General features: G+C 47.2%; 12 protein-coding genes. 9 read left to right on the top strand and 3 right to left on the bottom strand.

Annotation, left to right across the window (positions count from 1 at the left end; genetic code table 11):
- Positions 1 to 109 precede the first annotated feature (109 nt).
- From Q5866_RS15265 to mgtA, 3 genes are all read left to right on the top strand, one after another.
- A complete protein-coding gene (locus tag Q5866_RS15265) occupies positions 110 to 799 on the top strand; it encodes a response regulator transcription factor (RefSeq protein ID WP_303181130.1) in 690 nt (229 codons plus the stop codon).
- The gene (locus Q5866_RS15260; RefSeq protein ID WP_099290065.1) at positions 796 to 2,163 is read left to right on the top strand and encodes a HAMP domain-containing sensor histidine kinase; all 1,368 of its coding nucleotides are present in this window, start codon (positions 796 to 798) and stop codon (positions 2,161 to 2,163) included. The genes Q5866_RS15265 and Q5866_RS15260 overlap by 4 nt, the downstream gene beginning before the upstream one ends.
- Before the next feature lie 114 nt (positions 2,164 to 2,277).
- A complete protein-coding gene (mgtA, locus tag Q5866_RS15255; protein ID WP_303181128.1) occupies positions 2,278 to 4,932 on the top strand; it encodes a magnesium-translocating P-type ATPase in 2,655 nt (884 codons plus the stop codon).
- A 116-nt stretch (positions 4,933 to 5,048) separates the two neighbouring features.
- Here the strand turns inward: mgtA and Q5866_RS15250 are convergent, their stop codons facing one another.
- Positions 5,049 to 5,399, bottom strand: a complete 351-nt coding sequence (locus tag Q5866_RS15250) for a DUF1622 domain-containing protein (protein WP_303181127.1) — start codon at positions 5,397 to 5,399, stop codon at positions 5,049 to 5,051.
- A 128-nt stretch (positions 5,400 to 5,527) separates the two neighbouring features.
- Here Q5866_RS15250 and Q5866_RS15245 point away from each other — a divergent pair, with 128 nt between their 5' ends.
- The 5 genes from Q5866_RS15245 to Q5866_RS15225 all read left to right on the top strand — a co-directional run bounded on the left by Q5866_RS15245 (position 5,528) and on the right by Q5866_RS15225 (position 12,520).
- Entirely contained in the window at positions 5,528 to 7,492 is a 1,965-nt protein-coding gene (locus tag Q5866_RS15245; protein ID WP_186977972.1) for an OPT family oligopeptide transporter, read from the top strand.
- 123 nt (positions 7,493 to 7,615) lie between these two features.
- Positions 7,616 to 8,833, top strand: coding sequence for a peptidase T (gene pepT, locus Q5866_RS15240; protein WP_303181125.1), 1,218 nt, complete (start codon positions 7,616 to 7,618; stop codon positions 8,831 to 8,833).
- A 109-nt stretch (positions 8,834 to 8,942) separates the two neighbouring features.
- On the top strand, positions 8,943 to 9,794 hold the full coding sequence (locus tag Q5866_RS15235; protein WP_303181141.1) for a GNAT family N-acetyltransferase: 852 nt from the start codon (positions 8,943 to 8,945) through the stop codon (positions 9,792 to 9,794).
- A gap of 80 nt (positions 9,795 to 9,874) precedes the next feature.
- Entirely contained in the window at positions 9,875 to 10,723 is an 849-nt protein-coding gene (locus Q5866_RS15230; protein WP_227215452.1) for an AAA family ATPase, read from the top strand.
- 9 nt (positions 10,724 to 10,732) lie between these two features.
- Positions 10,733 to 12,520, top strand: coding sequence for a hypothetical protein (locus tag Q5866_RS15225; protein ID WP_303181122.1), 1,788 nt, complete (start codon positions 10,733 to 10,735; stop codon positions 12,518 to 12,520).
- A gap of 118 nt (positions 12,521 to 12,638) precedes the next feature.
- On the opposite strand, the gene Q5866_RS15220 is transcribed toward Q5866_RS15225, so the two are convergent.
- A complete protein-coding gene (locus Q5866_RS15220; protein ID WP_303181120.1) occupies positions 12,639 to 13,838 on the bottom strand; it encodes an aminopeptidase C in 1,200 nt (399 codons plus the stop codon).
- 66 nt (positions 13,839 to 13,904) lie between these two features.
- Positions 13,905 to 14,285 (bottom strand): fluoride efflux transporter CrcB, encoded by a 381-nt coding sequence (gene crcB, locus Q5866_RS15215; protein ID WP_186977966.1) that lies wholly within the window; start codon positions 14,283 to 14,285, stop codon positions 13,905 to 13,907.
- Positions 14,286 to 14,414: 129 nt separating this feature from the next.
- On the opposite strand from crcB, the gene Q5866_RS15210 reads away from it, so the two are divergent.
- The gene (locus Q5866_RS15210; RefSeq protein ID WP_303181116.1) at positions 14,415 to 16,520 is read left to right on the top strand and encodes a M3 family metallopeptidase; all 2,106 of its coding nucleotides are present in this window, start codon (positions 14,415 to 14,417) and stop codon (positions 16,518 to 16,520) included.
- Positions 16,521 to 16,727: the final 207 nt, after the last annotated feature.

Raw genomic sequence — 16,727 nt, 5'->3', positions numbered from 1 at the left:
ATTCACAAATATAAGATTCTTTTCTTTAAGTGTGTTTAGAAATAGGTAAGAATCACCCGTTTAATTTTATACCTTCGCGGGAAGGGCAGAATTGTAATAGTTATTGTTTATGGTTAGAATATTAGTTGTAGAAGATGAACAGCGGGTAGCCGATTTGTTGAGAAGGGGATTGGAAGAATCCGGCTATCAGGTGGTGCTGGCTTATGATGGACAGATGGCTCTCCGGTTGTTTAAATCGGGTGATTTTCAATTAATCATTTCTGACGTGGTTTTACCCAAAATGGACGGGTTCGAGTTTTGTAAAGAGGTGCGCCGGGAGAATGCCGGAGTCCCGATTATCATGCTCACGGCTCTCGGGCAGACGGACGATAAGTTGGAGGGATTTGATGCGGGGGCGGATGATTACATGGTGAAGCCGTTTGATTTCCGGGAGTTGGATGCCCGGATAAAGGTGTTGCTGAAACGGGGAAGTAATGACGTGCAGGCTGTTGCCCCGGAAGAGTTAGTGTACGCCGATTTGAGAATTGCTCTCCGCACGAAAACGGTGTACAGGGGAACGGATGAAATAAGGCTTTCACCCAAGGAGTACAATCTGTTGTTGTATATGGCGGAGAACCCGGAACGGGTGTTGAGCCGGATGGAGATCGCGGATAAGGTGTGGAACACGCGTTTTGACACGGGAACGAATTTTATCGACGTGTATATTAATTATTTGCGCAAGAAGATAGACCGGGATTACGAGGTGAAGTTGATTCACACGAAACCGGGTATGGGTTTTATTTTTATGGCAGAGAAATGAAGATCAGGAGTAAGTTGACATTGAGGTACACGGGGGTGACCGCGGTTGTTTTTCTGGGGTTGTTGTCGGCAATCTATTTTTTCTCGGAACGAAGCCGAAGCCGGGAGTTTTTCCGGGATTTGAAGAGTGAGGGAATCACGAAAGCAAATCTTTTTCTGAAAAACCAAGTGGATGCCGTTACCATGCAGTCGATTTACTTGAATAACCGGGAGTTTATCAACGAGGTGGAAGTGGCGGTTTATGATACTTCTTTTCAATTGCTATATCATGATGCGAAGCAGATTGATTTGGTGAAGGAAACCCCGGAGATGATGGAAAGGATAACGCGGAATAAAGTTATCGAATTTTATCAAGGGCGTTATCAAGTCGTGGGAATGTTGTACGAGTTCGAGGGAAAGGAGTATATAATCACGGCGGCGGCTTATGACGGGTACGGTTACGCGCAACGGGAGGCGTTGCGCGTGATGTTGGCTTGTATGTTATTGCTGGGACTCGCGATATTGTTGGGAGTGGGATATTTGCTCGCGCGGGGAGCGCTGACTCCCGTGTCGGATATGGTGGAAGAGGTGCGGGCTATTACCGCTTCGAATTTGGATACGCGGGTACCGGTACGGTACGAGAATGACGAGTTGGGGGAGTTGGCGGTGACATTCAATCGGATGCTCGATGGACTGGAAAAGTCTTTCGAGGCACAAAAGATGTTCGTGAGTAATGTGTCCCACGAGTTGCGTACCCCGATGGCGGCTCTTGTTGCCGAGTTGGAGTTGGCTTTGTTGAAAGACCGTGCGCCGGAGGAGTACAGGGAAGCGATACGCAACGTGCTGAATGATGCCCAAGGGGTGGTGAGGCTTTCGGAGGGATTGTTGAATTTAGCGAGAGCCGATTATTTGCCGGAGCGGGTGAAAATGGAGGACGTGCGGTTGGATGAATTGCTGCTGGACGCGCGGGAAATGGTGTTGAAAGCAAATCCTGATTATAAAGTGGAGTTGATTTTCGAGGGGGAAGCCGATGATGACAGAGTACTCACGGTACTGGGGAATAGCTATTTGTTGAGGACGGCTTTCGTGAATCTGATCGAGAATAATTGCAAATTTTCGGGGGATAAGACTTCACTCGTGCAGATTACGTTTTGGGAGGATATGTCTATTATTCGTTTCTCGGATACGGGGATTGGCATGACGCCGGATGATAGGGAAAAGTTATTTTCTTTATTTTACCGCGGGAGTAACAAGGATTACGCCCCGGGAAACGGGATTGGCATGGTATTGACACGTAAGATCGTGACGATGCACAAGGGGACGATACAGGTAAATTCCCAGCAAGGGGAGGGGACTGTTTTCACGGTGGAGTTGCCGCACGTGTAGAGTTTGAATTCTAACGGTTTTCTAATGGTGTTATAATGTTTCTCTAACGGCTTGTCGTGAAGGGGGTGAGTACTTTTGTCCGTGTAAAGTATAACCCTCTAAAAGAAGACAATTATGATTTGGAGAAAGCACAATAGAAGAGAAGGTGCGGCGTTTAATACGGAGAAGGTGTTTCTTGCTGCCACGCAACCATTGAAAACGGTGTACGCCTATTTTCAGACTTCCTGCCGAGGGTTGACGGACGAGGAGATTAAGGAACGGCAAAAGGAGTACGGGCAAAACGAGATCGTGCATGAACAGGCGCAAAAGGCGGTGGTGATGTTCTGCAAGGCATTTATAAATCCTTTCATCGGGGTGTTGATGGCTCTGGCTATCGTGTCGCTTGTGATCGACGTGTGGATGGCAGCACCCGAAGAACGGGAATGGACGAGCGTGGTCGTGATTTCGACGATGGTGTTGTTGAGTGTCGTGTTGCGCTTTAGCCAAGAGTGGAAATCGAGCAGGGCGTCGGACGCATTGAAAAAGATGGTGAAAAATACTGCCAGCGTGTACCGGAACGGACGGGAAGAAAGCGAGGAAGTGAATATCACGGAACTGGTGCCGGGGGATGTGGTCTACTTGGCGGCGGGAGATATGGTTCCTGCCGACGTGCGTGTCGTGGAGTCGAAAGATTTGTTTGTCAGCCAGTCAGCCTTGACGGGAGAGTCGGATGCCGTGGAGAAGAGTACCGTGATTTCGGGCAACAAGCACCGGAGCGGGAGTGTCGTGGAGCTGGATAATATTTGTTTCATGGGTTCGAACGTGGTAAGCGGTTCGGCTATCGCGGTCGTGTTTGCCACGGGTAAAAACACGTATCTCGGGACGATAGCCAAGAGTATCGTGGGAGTACGGGCGCAGACTGCTTTTGACAAGGGAATCAGTAACGTGAGTTTTTTGTTGATTCGGTTTATGCTGGTGATGGTGCCTTTCGTGTTTCTGGTGAACGGGGTGACGAAAGGGGATTGGTTCGAGGCTTTTATTTTCGCCATATCCGTGGCGGTGGGGCTGACGCCGGAGATGTTGCCGATGATTGTTACCGCTAATTTGTCGAAAGGGGCGGTGGTGATGGCGAGGAAAAAAACGATCGTGAAGAACTTGAACGCCATTCAGAATTTCGGCGCCATGAATATTCTATGCACGGATAAGACGGGCACGTTGACACGGGATCAGATCGTGCTGGAAAAGTATATAAACTCGGACGGGAGTAGCGATGACCGGAAACGGGTGTTGAGGCACGCTTTTTTCAACAGTTATTTCCAGACGGGATTGAAGAACCTGATGGATAGGGCTATTTTGTCGCACGTGAAGGAGTTGCAGATGGAGTACTTGAAAGATAATTACATGAAGATTGACGAGATCCCGTTTGATTTTACCCGTCGCCGGATGTCCGTCGTGGTGGAAGACAGGCTCGGGAAGTGTCAGATTATCACGAAAGGAGCCGTGGAGGAGATGTTGGATATATGTGCTTTTGCCGAGTTTGACGGGGAGGTACACCGGATGACCGACGAGTTGCGTGCCAAGGCTTACGCTATCAGCGAACGAATGAACCGGGAGGGGATGCGGGTACTTGCCGTTGCCCAAAAGAGTTGGATCGAGAAAGGACGGGAGTTCGGGGTGGATGACGAGGCGGAAATGGTGTTGATTGGTTATCTGGCGTTTCTTGATCCGCCGAAACCTTCCGCGGCGAGTGCTATCAAGCAATTGCACGAGCATGGCGTGGAAGTGAAGGTGTTGTCGGGAGATAACGAGGCGGTGGTGAAGACGATTTGTCGGCAGGTGGGTGTGGATACGACTCGTACGCTGACGGGGCAAGAGATCGAGCGGATGACGGACGGGGAGTTGAAAGGAATGGTGGGCGAGGTGACCGTCTTTGCTAAATTGACACCTATGCAGAAAACCCTGATTATCACCTTGTTGCAGGAACAGGATAACACGGTCGGTTTCTTGGGTGACGGGATTAATGATGCTTCTGCCCTGCGACAATCGGACGTGGGTATATCCGTGGATACGGCGGTGGATATAGCCAAGGAGAGCGCAGATATTATTTTGCTGGAAAAGGATTTGATGGTGTTGGAGGATGGTGTTATCGAGGGACGCAAGACTTTCGGCAATATCATGAAGTATATCAAGATGACGGCGAGTTCTAATTTCGGGAATATGTTCAGCGTGCTGGGGGCGAGTGCTTTTTTGCCTTTCCTGCCGATGTTGCCGATCCATTTGTTGGTACAAAATTTATTGTATGACGTATCGCAAATCACGATCCCTTTTGACCGTCTGGATGCGGAGTACCTGCAAAAGCCCCGGCGGTGGGATGCTTCCGATTTGAGCCGGTTTATGATTTACATCGGTCCTATCAGTTCAATCTTTGATATAGCGACCTATCTGGTGATGTGGTACGTGTTCAAATGTAATTCACCGGAACATCAGGCTTTGTTCCAATCCGGGTGGTTCATCGAGGGGCTGTTGTCGCAAACGTTGATCGTGCACATGATTCGTACCCGTAAGATTCCCTTTATCCAGAGTACGGCATCATGGCCGGTGGTGGGGCTTACACTTTTGATTATGGTGGTCGGTATCATACTCCCGTTTTCGAACGTGGGGGCGGCAATCGGGTTGGTGCCTCTGCCTTGGAGTTATTTCCCGTGGCTGGTGGTGATATTATTGAGCTATTGCGTGCTGACGCAGGTGATCAAACAATGGTATATTAAACGGTTTACTCGCTGGTTATAAAATGAATGAGTCATGGAATTGATATTTTTTATCTTGCTGTACGTTCTCGGTTGCCTGTGTGCCATGTGGCTCACGAATAGGAACAGGAAGCAGCGGAAAAAGAAAAAAAGAGTGTATTAGTCTGTTTCTTTCTGTGCTTGCAATTCCCGGATTTCTTTGTTGAGGAAGATGGAGAGAACGGTGCGCAGGATGACAATCCCGCCCAAAATGGCTAACTCGTTCAGACCGGGTTCCAACACGGTTTTGAGGATGTCGGAAGCGATCAGAAATTCAAGTCCCAGAAGAAGATAGGTTCCCAAATCGGCCCGGAGTTCACGTGTTGCGGTAAATGAATATTGCCCCGTGATTCTTCGGGCTTCATTGCGTAAAAAGGCACAGAAAGCGATGATTGCCCCGTAGACAACGATGATCAGGCTGATGACACTGATTGCTGTGGATAGTATTTCCAGATAGTGCATGATTTTCATGATGTTGAGTTTATATCTATGGTTAAAAATACGGAATCGTTTGAGAAAGGTTGTTGCAATTCCCGTTTTTTAGTTAAAATCGTTATCTTTGGGGGCAGTATAAAAATAAATCATTTACTCATATAAAAATGGAAGAAAACAAACAAATGAATTCACTCCCGGATAACGCTTACCGGGAACTCGCCCCGGGCGAGGAGTACAAGCCAATGATGCCGGCTAACACGAATCCCAAGGAGGTGACGCCTTACTCGGTGACGTTCGGTATTATCATGGCGATTATTTTTTCCGCGGCAGCCGCTTATTTGGGACTGAAAGTGGGACAGGTGTTCGAGGCGGCTATTCCGATCGCTATTATTGCCGTTGGTGTGGGCAATATGATGGGTAAGAAGAATATGCTGGGACAAAACGTGATCATCCAGTCTATCGGGGCAAGTTCCGGTGTGGTGGTGGCGGGTGCTATCTTCACGTTGCCGGCCTTGTATATTCTCGGGTTGGAAGCGCAGTTTTATCAAGTATTCCTTTCCTCTTTGTTCGGAGGTTTCTTGGGAATCTTGTTGTTGATCCCTTTCCGGAAGTATTTCGTGAAAGACATGCACGGGAAATATCCTTTCCCTGAAGCCACGGCAACGACCGAGGTACTGGTATCCGGGGAGAAAAAGGGTAATCAGGCGAAATTGTTGGCGGTGAGCGGGCTCATTGGCGGTTTGTATGATTTTTGCGTGAGCACCTTCGGCTGGTGGGCGGAAGGAATCTCTACCCGTTTGATGGGTTGGGGCGAAGTGCTTGCCGATAAAGTGAAAGTGGTATTCAAAATTAACACGGGTGCGGCGGTACTCGGTTTAGGATATATTATTGGTTTGAAGTATGCGGCTATTATCTGTGCCGGTTCTTTCACCGTGTGGTTCGTGTTGATTCCTTTTATCAGCCATTTTGCCGATGGGCAGACTTTGGCAGTAGGAGAGGGAGTTTCGATGCTTTTGAGGGACATGAGTCCGGAGCAAATCTTCACGAATTATGCCCGTCATATTGGTATCGGTGGTATCGCTATGGCAGGGGTAATTGGTATTATCCGTTCTTCCGGTATTATCAAACAGGCGTTAGGTCTGGCGGTTAGTGAACTTGGCGGTAAGAAGAATATAGAGGGCAGCGTGGAGCGCACGCAACGGGATTTGAGTATGAGATTGATTCTTTCCGGGGTTATCTCCGTGTTGATTGCGACCTTCGTGTTTTTCCAATTCGGAGTGTTAGGTAATCTGATGCACACGATTATCGCCACGTTGATCGTATTTATTATATCTTTCCTGTTCACGACGGTGGCGGCTAACGCTATTGCTATTGTGGGTTCCAATCCGGTGTCGGGAATGACGTTGATGACATTGATACTGAGTTCTCTGGTGTTGGTAAGTGCCGGGTTGAGCGGAACGAGTGGTATGATGGCTGCCATGATTATCGGTGGTGTGGTTTGTACGGCTTTGTCTATGGCAGGTGGTTTTATCACGGACTTGAAGATCGGTTATTGGCTGGGAACAACTCCCGCCAAGCAGGAAGGTTGGAAATTCTTGGGAACGGCTGTTTCTGCCGCAACCATTGCCGGGGTGATGATGGTATTGAATAAAACTTACGGTTTCGTGGGCGAGGGTGCCTTGGTTGCCCCGCAGGCAAATGCGATGGCGGCAGTGATCAAACCATTGATGGAAGGTGGCGCAACCCCGTGGTTGTTGTATTTTGCGGGTGCTGCTCTGGCATTGATTCTGACGATGATCGGGGTGCCTGCCTTGGCTTTTGCCTTGGGTATGTTTATCCCGTTGGATTTGAATACCCCGTTGTTGATCGGTGGTATCGTTAGTTGGTACGTGGGAAGTCGCAGTAAGGACGAGAACGTGAATAAGGCTCGTCGTGAACGCGGTACATTGATAGCTTCCGGGTTTATTGCCGGAGGTGCGTTAATGGGTGTGATCAGTGCTATATTGAAATTTGCCGGACTGGATTGGTTCATGTCATGGAGCGGTGCCGAGATGTTGGCGGTAGTGATGTATATTCTGATCATCCTTTACTTCATCTATGATTCGATGAAAGCCAAGCTAACAGATTAATTGATTTTAAATTTTAGATTGTAAATTTTAAATTGAATAATGCAATTTGAGATTTACAATCTAAAATGTTGATAAGGTAGTTTCAATTTAAAATCTAAAATTTAAAATCTAAAATATAATACGATGGATTTGAAAGATCGTTTTTTGAAATACGTGAGTTTCGATACGCAGAGTGACGAGGCTAGCGAGACTTTTCCGTCTACCGGGAAACAGAAGGTGTTGTTGAAATATTTGGTAGAGGAGATGAAGGGACTCGGGTTGACCGAGGTAGAGATGGACGAACACGGTTATGCGATGGGAACTATTCCCGCGACCCCGGGATACGAGGAGCGTCCGGTGATAGGTTTTATTTCTCACGTGGACACGAGTCCGGATATGAGCGGGGCGAATATCAAGCCGCAGATTGTCGAGAATTATGATGGGGAAGATATTCGTCTGAACGAGAACTTGATGATGACCGTGAAGGATTTTCCGGAATTGTCAGCGTTTAAAGGACACACGTTGATTACCACGGACGGTACGACATTGTTGGGTGCGGATGATAAGGCCGGTATTGCTGAAATCATGACGGCTGCCGAGTATCTGATGGCTCACCCGGAGATCAAGCATGGCAAGATTCGTATCGGTTTCACTCCTGATGAGGAAGTGGGACGCGGTGTGGATTATTTTAACGTGGAGAAATTCGGTGCCAAGTTCGCTTACACGATAGACGGCGGTTTCGAGGGAGAGTTGGAATACGAGAATTTCAACGCTGCCAGTGCTAAAGTAAGTATTCAAGGACGTAACGTGCATCCGGGATACGCTAAAGATAAGATGATTAATGCGCTGCAAGTGGCTGCCGAGGTTAATAGCCTGTTGCCCGCTTGGGAACGCCCTGAACACACGGACGGGTATGAGGGATTCTATCACCTTGTCGGACTGAACGGTACGGTGGAAAATGCAGAGATCAATTATATTATCCGAGATCATAACCGGGAGAAGTTTGAAGCTAAAAAGCAATTTATCACGAAAGCGGTGGAATTGTTGACGGCTAAATACGGCGAGGGTGTGTTGACGTTGGTATTGAAAGACCAATATTACAATATGCGCGAGATGGTAGAACCGCATCCCGAAGTGATTGAGAAAGCTTTCGAGGCGATGACTCAAGCCGGGGTAACCCCGATCGTTCGCCCTATCCGCGGTGGTACCGATGGGGCCCGTCTTTCATACATGGGATTGCCTTGTCCGAACTTGTTCACGGGAGGTATGAATTTCCACGGGAAGTTTGAATACTGTTCTTTGGACACGATGAACAAAGCGATGCAGACAATTTTGATCTTGATTCAGCTTTGGGCGAAATAAGATCTTCGGAATAAATGGTAGAAGCACTTGGAATTTCACGATTTCAAGTGCTTTTTTTATGGGGATTGTTTATATTTGAGGAGAATATAAATATATAAAGATGATAGATATGGAAATCAAATCTTTGAGTAATATCAGTTTTGACGAGTTATTCGGGGCATTCGAACAGGCTTTTGCCGATTATGAAATCCAATTGAATAAGGCAGAACTCATGACCATGTTGAAAAGGCGCGGTTTTAATCCGGAACTTTCTTTTGCAGTATTTGACGGGGATAAAATCGTTTCGTTTACTTGTAATGGGATCGGGGATTTTAACGGGACGCCGACGGCTTATGACACGGGTACCGGAACGCTGAAAGATTACCGGGGAAGAGGGTTGGCGACACGAATATTTGAATATTCCATTCCTTATCTGAGAGAAGCGGGTATAAAAGAATATTTGCTGGAAGTATTGCAGCATAACACGGGGGCTGTTTCCGTGTACAGGAAATTAGGTTTCGAGGTGACACGCGAGTTTTATTACTTCAGACCGGAGAACGAGCGGATTAATAGAGACATGAAGGCTATTGGCCTTTCGTATTCGTTACGGGCTATAGATATGAACGAGTATGAATCGATACCCGGTTTTTGGGACTTCAAGCCTTCGTGGCAAAATAGTTCCGACGCTATAAATCGGGTGCCCGAAGATTTTATATGTCAAGGTGTTTTCACAGGGGACAGGCTTGTCGGGTACGGGGTTTTTGAACCGATGTCCGGGGATGTTACCCAGATAGCGGTAGATAAGCAATATCGACGTAAAGGTATCGGCTCGTTGCTATTCCAAAAGATGTTGGAGTCTAATAAATATAGCTCTGTCAAGATCGTGAATACTGACGTAGCCTGCGATTCGATGACCGCTTTTTTGAAGTCAAGGAATATTGAACCGACAGGAAAACAGTTCGAGATGATAAAGAAATTGTAAAGAATTAAAAGACTTTTGTTTCTCTTGTTTTGCCGGAAAAGTGTTAACTTTAGCGGTGAATTTAGCAAGATAAATAAAGCATGACAAATAGTACGTATGTAGCCGGACAGGCTACTCTTTTCCCTTTCACGCCCCCGAAGCATTCGGATGATTTGTGTATTCCCGTGCAGACGTGGGAGTTTTTGTGCCACACGTTATACTTGAAACGTTATCCTTTTCTGTTGGGTCCCAAGGGCTGTGGTAAGTCCTCTATTGCCAAGGAATTGGCAACAGCCATGGGCATGGAGTATTTTGCTTTCGACATGGGGCAGGCCTTCAAGCCGAAAAAGATGTTCGTGGGCGGGTTGATTATCGGGGATGACGGGAAGACAAAAGCGGTGCGCTCGGAGTTCTTCAAGGCTTTCGTGTCAACGAAACCCACGTTGATTTTCCTTGACGAGTTGACGCGTACGCCCATGGTGGCGGCGAATTTCCTGATGACGATTCTCGACAGGCAGCAATCGTATATTTATGATGAGGATTCAGGAAAACGATACAACAAAGGAGATAACGTGCTATTCGTGGCGGCGGGAAACGTGGGGTTTGCTTACGTGTCCACGCAACGGTTGGATACGGCTTTTGAAGATCGTTTTATCAAAGTCCGGTTGAATTATCTAACTTCCGCGGAAGAGGCTGATTTGATCCGTGTGCGTTTCCCGAAGGTATCCCGTGATGCGGCGGTACAATTGGCTAGGGTAGCCGAGGTGTTGCGTCTGGCAGAGCAGAAGGAAACTCTATCCGTGTCGCTTTCCACCCGGCAGGTGTTGGACGCGGCGGCATATATGCCTTTGGGCTATCGGTTGAGCGAGGTGATCGAACGGGTGATTCTCACGAATTACGTGATTACGGGAGAGGAAACGATAGCCCGTTCGTTGATACAGACCCTTTAATCAGACGATATGGATTTCCGGCGGATAGAAGAGATATATGACGAGCAATTTATTGATCGGGATTGGTGGGGTGATTTCCCGGCAGCCCGTAATTTGTTGGATCGGGATCTGGGGACGACGGATATATTGAAATTGATCCCGGTATGTGCCAAGATTGCTTATCATATTACGGGGGAGATTCCTAAAATGGTACTCTCGAACAGGGTACCCGCTTTGTCGATGAACCCGAAGCACATTGCCTTGAATCTGAAATTACTCCGTTTCGAGATTTCGGATGAAACACGGGTATTTGTTTTTTTCGGGTATTTCGTGCACGAGTTGGCACATTGGATTTACACGGGAAAGGATATTGCCGGGTTGAGCGAGGAAGAGTTGCTTTATACCCCGATGCATTATGATATGATTCATTTTATAGAGAATCGGCGGGTGGAGTCCAAGCTGGTAAAGGATTTCCCGGGGTATCACTATTATTTGTATGCTGCCCGGAAGTTGGGACTTGCCATGGGATTGAATGTCGTGGAATCCCGCATGGGGTACTACGGGGGACAGAGCGAAGACGGTTTGCACCGGGGAGGCGACGGGTCGGAAGCTCTGTATGACTACATCTGTACCAAGATATTATATCCGAATTTGCTGGACGAGAGTAATTATATGCGGGAGGTGTTGTCCTTTCCGGGTAATGACGTGAAGGTGAGGCAGGTGAATGCGATATTGAAAGGGATCAAGAATTACGCCGATCTGACTTACAAGGAAGTGGTATGGTATGCCGGGGCGTTGGCTGATTTGTTTCATGTAAAAGATGTTTGCCCGGATAATTTCTTCTTGCAGGAGATGAAAAAAGCGATGAAGGGGATTGAGGATTTCAAGACGGACAAACAGATAAAAATGGCGGAAACGGTGATTCGGGATCTCCGTAAAACGCTGAACAAGGATACCGTGTTTTCCCCGCAGTTGTTCGTGAGTTCGGAGCGCCAGAAGTTGGAGTGGAAGGGATCGCTGGGGGCGTGTGATCGTTTGGTAGAGATCGACGCGGAAGTGGCGGAAATCTCCGATGATTTGCTGAACCGGGCGAAAGAGTTGGCAGCCAAGATACAGGTGAGTCTTGCCATGTTTTCGGGAAAGATGGATCGGACGAGGGTGATATACGAGCAGGATTCGGGGGAATTGGATGAGGATGAATTGTATCAATCCCGTTACAACCGGAATATTTTCTTTGAGGAGGTGCTGGCTCCCTATGCCATATTGGAGGTGGTGATATTGCTGGATCTTTCCGGTTCCATGTGCACGGGTGACAAGATTCCTTTGCAGATTGTGATATCTTCCGCGTTGGCACTGGCTTTCAACAAGTATCCCAATGTCGTGTATTATTCCATATACGGGCATCGTTGTGGTGATGACGGGATAGAAATCACCCGTTTCCATGATCGGGGGGAGAGGTTGCAATTGGGGAAGCTATTTTCACAACAGGCTCTGAATGCGAATGCTGACGGGTATGCCATGTTGTATTGTTTCGATAAATTCAAATCGGATGCGAAGAATAAATTGTTCTTTATGATCTCTGACGGTGCACCTTCTGCCACGGGATATGATGGTGAAGATGCACGTGAACACGTGTGGGTGGTGGTGCAGGAGGCGAAGAAACGGGGGATTGAAGTATTATCTATCGGGATTGATAATTTCGACCAGTCGGATATGTATGAAGAGTTTATTCCTTACGAGGGACCGGAGATTACTACCCGTATTTCGCGATGGATTCGCGAGAAGTTTATGTCGATGGCGGAGGATAATTCGTTTTAAATAGTCCATAAAGTCTGTAAAGTCCGTAAGGTCATGATGTCCTTCGCGCAAGTTCATGGACTTTTGACCTTATGGACTTTACAGACCTTACAGACTGGAGGTGTGTCAAAACACACCTTTACAATCCTAATTTTTTGCGGATCGCTTTCGGGATAGCATCCTTGTGAACCATGATTGCCACGGTTTGCAAGCGGCAGAAAGGTTCGGACATATAGAGATAGCCGCCGAATTCGCTTCTTTCATCACCCCATGAATTTTTTGTTTTATAGTATAGGGTTCCGTTTTGGTCTTTAAGCAATCCGGTGATGTGCATCAAGTGGTCGTCCGTGGTCTGGCGATTGTTGAACGTGAATTGCCGTTTGGCATCGTCCACTTTCATTTCCGGCACGGGAGATTCGAATGATTGCAACTTACTTTTTCTTTCTTTTTCGCTGAGGGTAGTCCATTTGTCAATCTCGGCGTTAATCATTTCTTCCGGGTTATCCGTCGGGAGAATTGCCAGTCCGCTAGGATGGCTAAAGCCATTGTGGCTCACGTCACCGTCCCAACAAACGGAGTAACCGTTTTTAAGCGCGTTGTTCATGACTTCCATTAACTCGTCAATCGGCAAGTTGTAATATTGACCGTGCAACCAGTTGTCGGGGATAGGAAGCACGATAGATTTATAGAACGGGAAAGCCTCAAAAGAGGTGAGTTCCACGTAATCGTCCAAGTTTAAGTCCAATGATTTTGCGAAACTTTGCGGGGTATATTCTTTTCCCTCGTAAGTGAAAGTTTCGGGAGTATCCCCGAGGTATGCCTCGATATAGCGCGTGAAACCCTTGGTCCACACGGGAGTAATTTGTCTGTTCGGGTTTTTATTTACCCCGTCGAGGATGCCTTGCAGGGCAGCAACCATTTCCGCGTGAATGTGGAAATCCCGTCCGTATTGCAATCCGGGGTACACGTCTTCCGGAACGATACCGTATTTCCCGATAGCGTACAGCACGTCATGTGCTTGTCCGCCTTCACTGAAATTAGTTTTCCCGTGGAATTGGATGTAGCGTAGTCCTTTCTCGAAGTAAACGTTTTTGGCAACGTATAGTTCTGCCAGATCATAGACCGGCTTGCCTTTCCGGAGCAATTCGGATTCGAGGAAAGAGAGTGCAGCGTAATCCCAACAGGTGCCGACGCTTTGTTGATTTTTTACCGGGGTTGCTTTTAAGTCCGCCACGGTTGTAAACTTGTACCCGGAACGGGGACCACCCTTTTGGGCAAATAAGGTCGTGCTGATTACGGAAAACAAAACGACCATGCATAATGAAAGATGTTTAATCATGTCTGAGTTATTTTTAGCATTTCTGGTTTGGTCACAAAGCTAACGAAATTTATTTATTGACTAAACTTATTTGGATAAACTTTGCACCAGATAATATCCGCCCCACGTGGCGGCAAGCCCGAGTATCACGCTTAACCCGATATTAAGGGAAAGCAAAAAATAGGCTTTCGCGCTTAATAATTGCAGATTATCCAGCGAAAAGGTCGAAAAGGTAGTGAAACTCCCGCAGAACCCCACCGCTAGTAACAGTCTATGATTGTTCGTGAGGACGTTGGCGTGGGCTAATAGTCCGGCGATGATGCCCATGAGAAAACAACCCGCGATGTTCACGATAAAAACTCCTACCGGGAACGCCGTATCGAAATTCTTTTGAATAAAACCACTTAGCCAGTAACGGGAAACCCCGCCGAACATGGAACCGAGTGCGACAAACAATAGATTACTCATGTTATATTTATATAGATTGGTAAAAAATCTTTTCATGACAAAATTAATGCTTTGTAGTAGATAATCTATATCTTTACCTTGTTTTTTGGATTGGTGCAGAAGAACGATTTAAATATCAAATTATTATTTATGAAAAAAAGAGTTATATTACTTTTGAGTGTTACCGCTTTGGTCGCATCTTGCAAAGAAGGAGCGAAGCAGACGGAGAATCCGTTGATGCAGAAATTTGAAACCCCGTTTCAAGCGCCGCCTTTCGATAAAATCAAACTGGCAGATTACAAACCTGCTTTCGAAGAAGGAATGAAACAGCATAAGGCTGAAATTGAGGCAATCGTGAACAACCCGGAAGCCCCGACTTTCGAGAACACGATCGTGGCTTTCGATCAATCCGGAAAGTTGTTGAACCGGACGTCGGCTATTTTCTTTAATCTTTGCGAAGCTGTCACGAGCGATGACATGTTGGCGTTGGCGATGGAAATCAGTCCTGCCGTGACCGCTCACGGGGATGAGATTAACATGAACCCGAAGCTGTTTGCCCGCATCAAGACGTTGTATGACAAAAAAGAATCGCTGGGCTTGGACCCTTTGGCATTACGTACGCTGGAAAAATACTACGATGATTTCGTGCGCGGGGGTGCTAATCTGAATGATGAGGACAAGGCTAAGATGATGAAAATTAACGGGGAACTGGCTAAGCTGAGTTTGCAGTACGGCAACAACCTGTTGAAAGAAACGAATGCTTTCACGCTGGTGATTGATAATGCCAAGGATCTGGAAGGACTTCCCGATAACGCGATTGCTTCAGCCGCTGCCGAGGCAAAGAACCGGGGAATGGAAGGGAAATGGGTATTCACGGTACAGAAACCGAGCATGTTGCCTTTCCTGACGTACGCCAAAAAACGGGATTTGAGGGAAAAATTATATAAAGGTTACTATATGCGGGCAAATAACGATAACGCTAATGATAATAAAGCGGTACTTGCCCAAATGGTGAACCTCAGAACGGAAAAAGCTAAATTGTTGGGTTTTGATACTTATGCCGCTTACGTGATTGACGTGAATATGGCAAAGACACCGGAAGCGGTACATGCTTTCTTGGAGAGGGTATGGACTCCTGCGTTGAAAGTTGCCAAACAGGAATTGGCTGAAATGCAGAAGATCGCGAACAAGGAAGGCATGCGGGAGAAGTTGGAGAGCTGGGACTGGTGGTATTATGCCGAGAAGCTGCGGAAACAGAAATATGACTTGGACGAGTCTGAAATGATGCCTTACTTGAAACTGGAGAATGTACGCGACGGAATGTTCGAGGTGGCAAACAAGCTCTACGGCATCACTTTGGAGAAACGGACGGATATACCTTTATATCACCCGGAAGTGGAAACTTACGAGGTAAAGGACGTTGACGGTAGTTCGTTGGGTATCCTTTATCTGGATTATTTCACCCGTGCCAGCAAATCGGCGGGTGCGTGGATGACGGAATTTCGCCATTACACGAAAGAGAACGGCAAGGAAGAGATGCCGTTGGTATCCGTGGTCTACAATTTCTCGCCTGCCGTTGGCGATGCTCCCGTGTTGCTGACTTGGGACGACACGGAAACCATGTTCCACGAGTTCGGTCACGCCCTGCACGGGTTCTTTACCCGCGGCGATTATCAACGTATAGCCGGGACAATACCTCACGATATGGTGGAATTGCCTTCACAGGTTATGGAAAACTGGGCAAGCGAACCGGAAGTATTGAAAATGTATGCTAAACACTATCAGACGGGTGAACCGATGCCGGACGCGTTAATCAAGAAAATACAGGAGAGCGGGCATTTCAATCAAGGATTTGCCACGGTGGAATATGTTGCCGCTTCATTGTTGGATATGGACTGGTATTCACAAACCGAACCGCAACAATTTGACGTGAACGCTTTCGAGAAAGCATCCATGGATAAATATGGGCTGATCAAGGAGATTTTACCCCGCTATCGTTCCACTTATTTCTCCCATATTTTTGACGGGGGATATTCTGCCGGTTATTACGTGTATCTTTGGGCTGAAGTATTGGATGCCGATGCGTTCCAAGCTTTCAAGGCTTCCGGGGATATTTACAATAAAGAATTGGCTGCTAAATTCAGAAAGTATATTTTGTCTGAAGGCGGGTATGACGATCCCATGGGGCAGTACGTCAAGTTCCGGGGACAACAACCGTCCGAGGAGCCGCTTTTGATGAAGAGAGGTTTAAAATAGTAATAATAAGGAGTTGTGTCAAGAGTTAATGTTTATTTTTTGAACTCCTCCGTCGGCTTTGCCGCCACCTCCTCTATAAACAGAGGAGGAGCTGGTGACTCTTCCCGAAGACGGTGAGTAATTCAGCTCTCCCTCTGTTTATAGAGGGAGTACCCCGAAGGGGGGAGGGAGTTAAAAAAAACTTTTGACACAACCCCATACTTCTTG

Origin of the sequence: uncultured Butyricimonas sp., from assembly GCF_959596855.1 — a bacterium.
GTDB lineage: Bacteria > Bacteroidota > Bacteroidia > Bacteroidales > Marinifilaceae > Butyricimonas > Butyricimonas muris.
The sequence above is the reverse complement of the archived record's forward strand: the minus strand, read 5'-3'. Positions and strand labels throughout refer to the sequence as shown.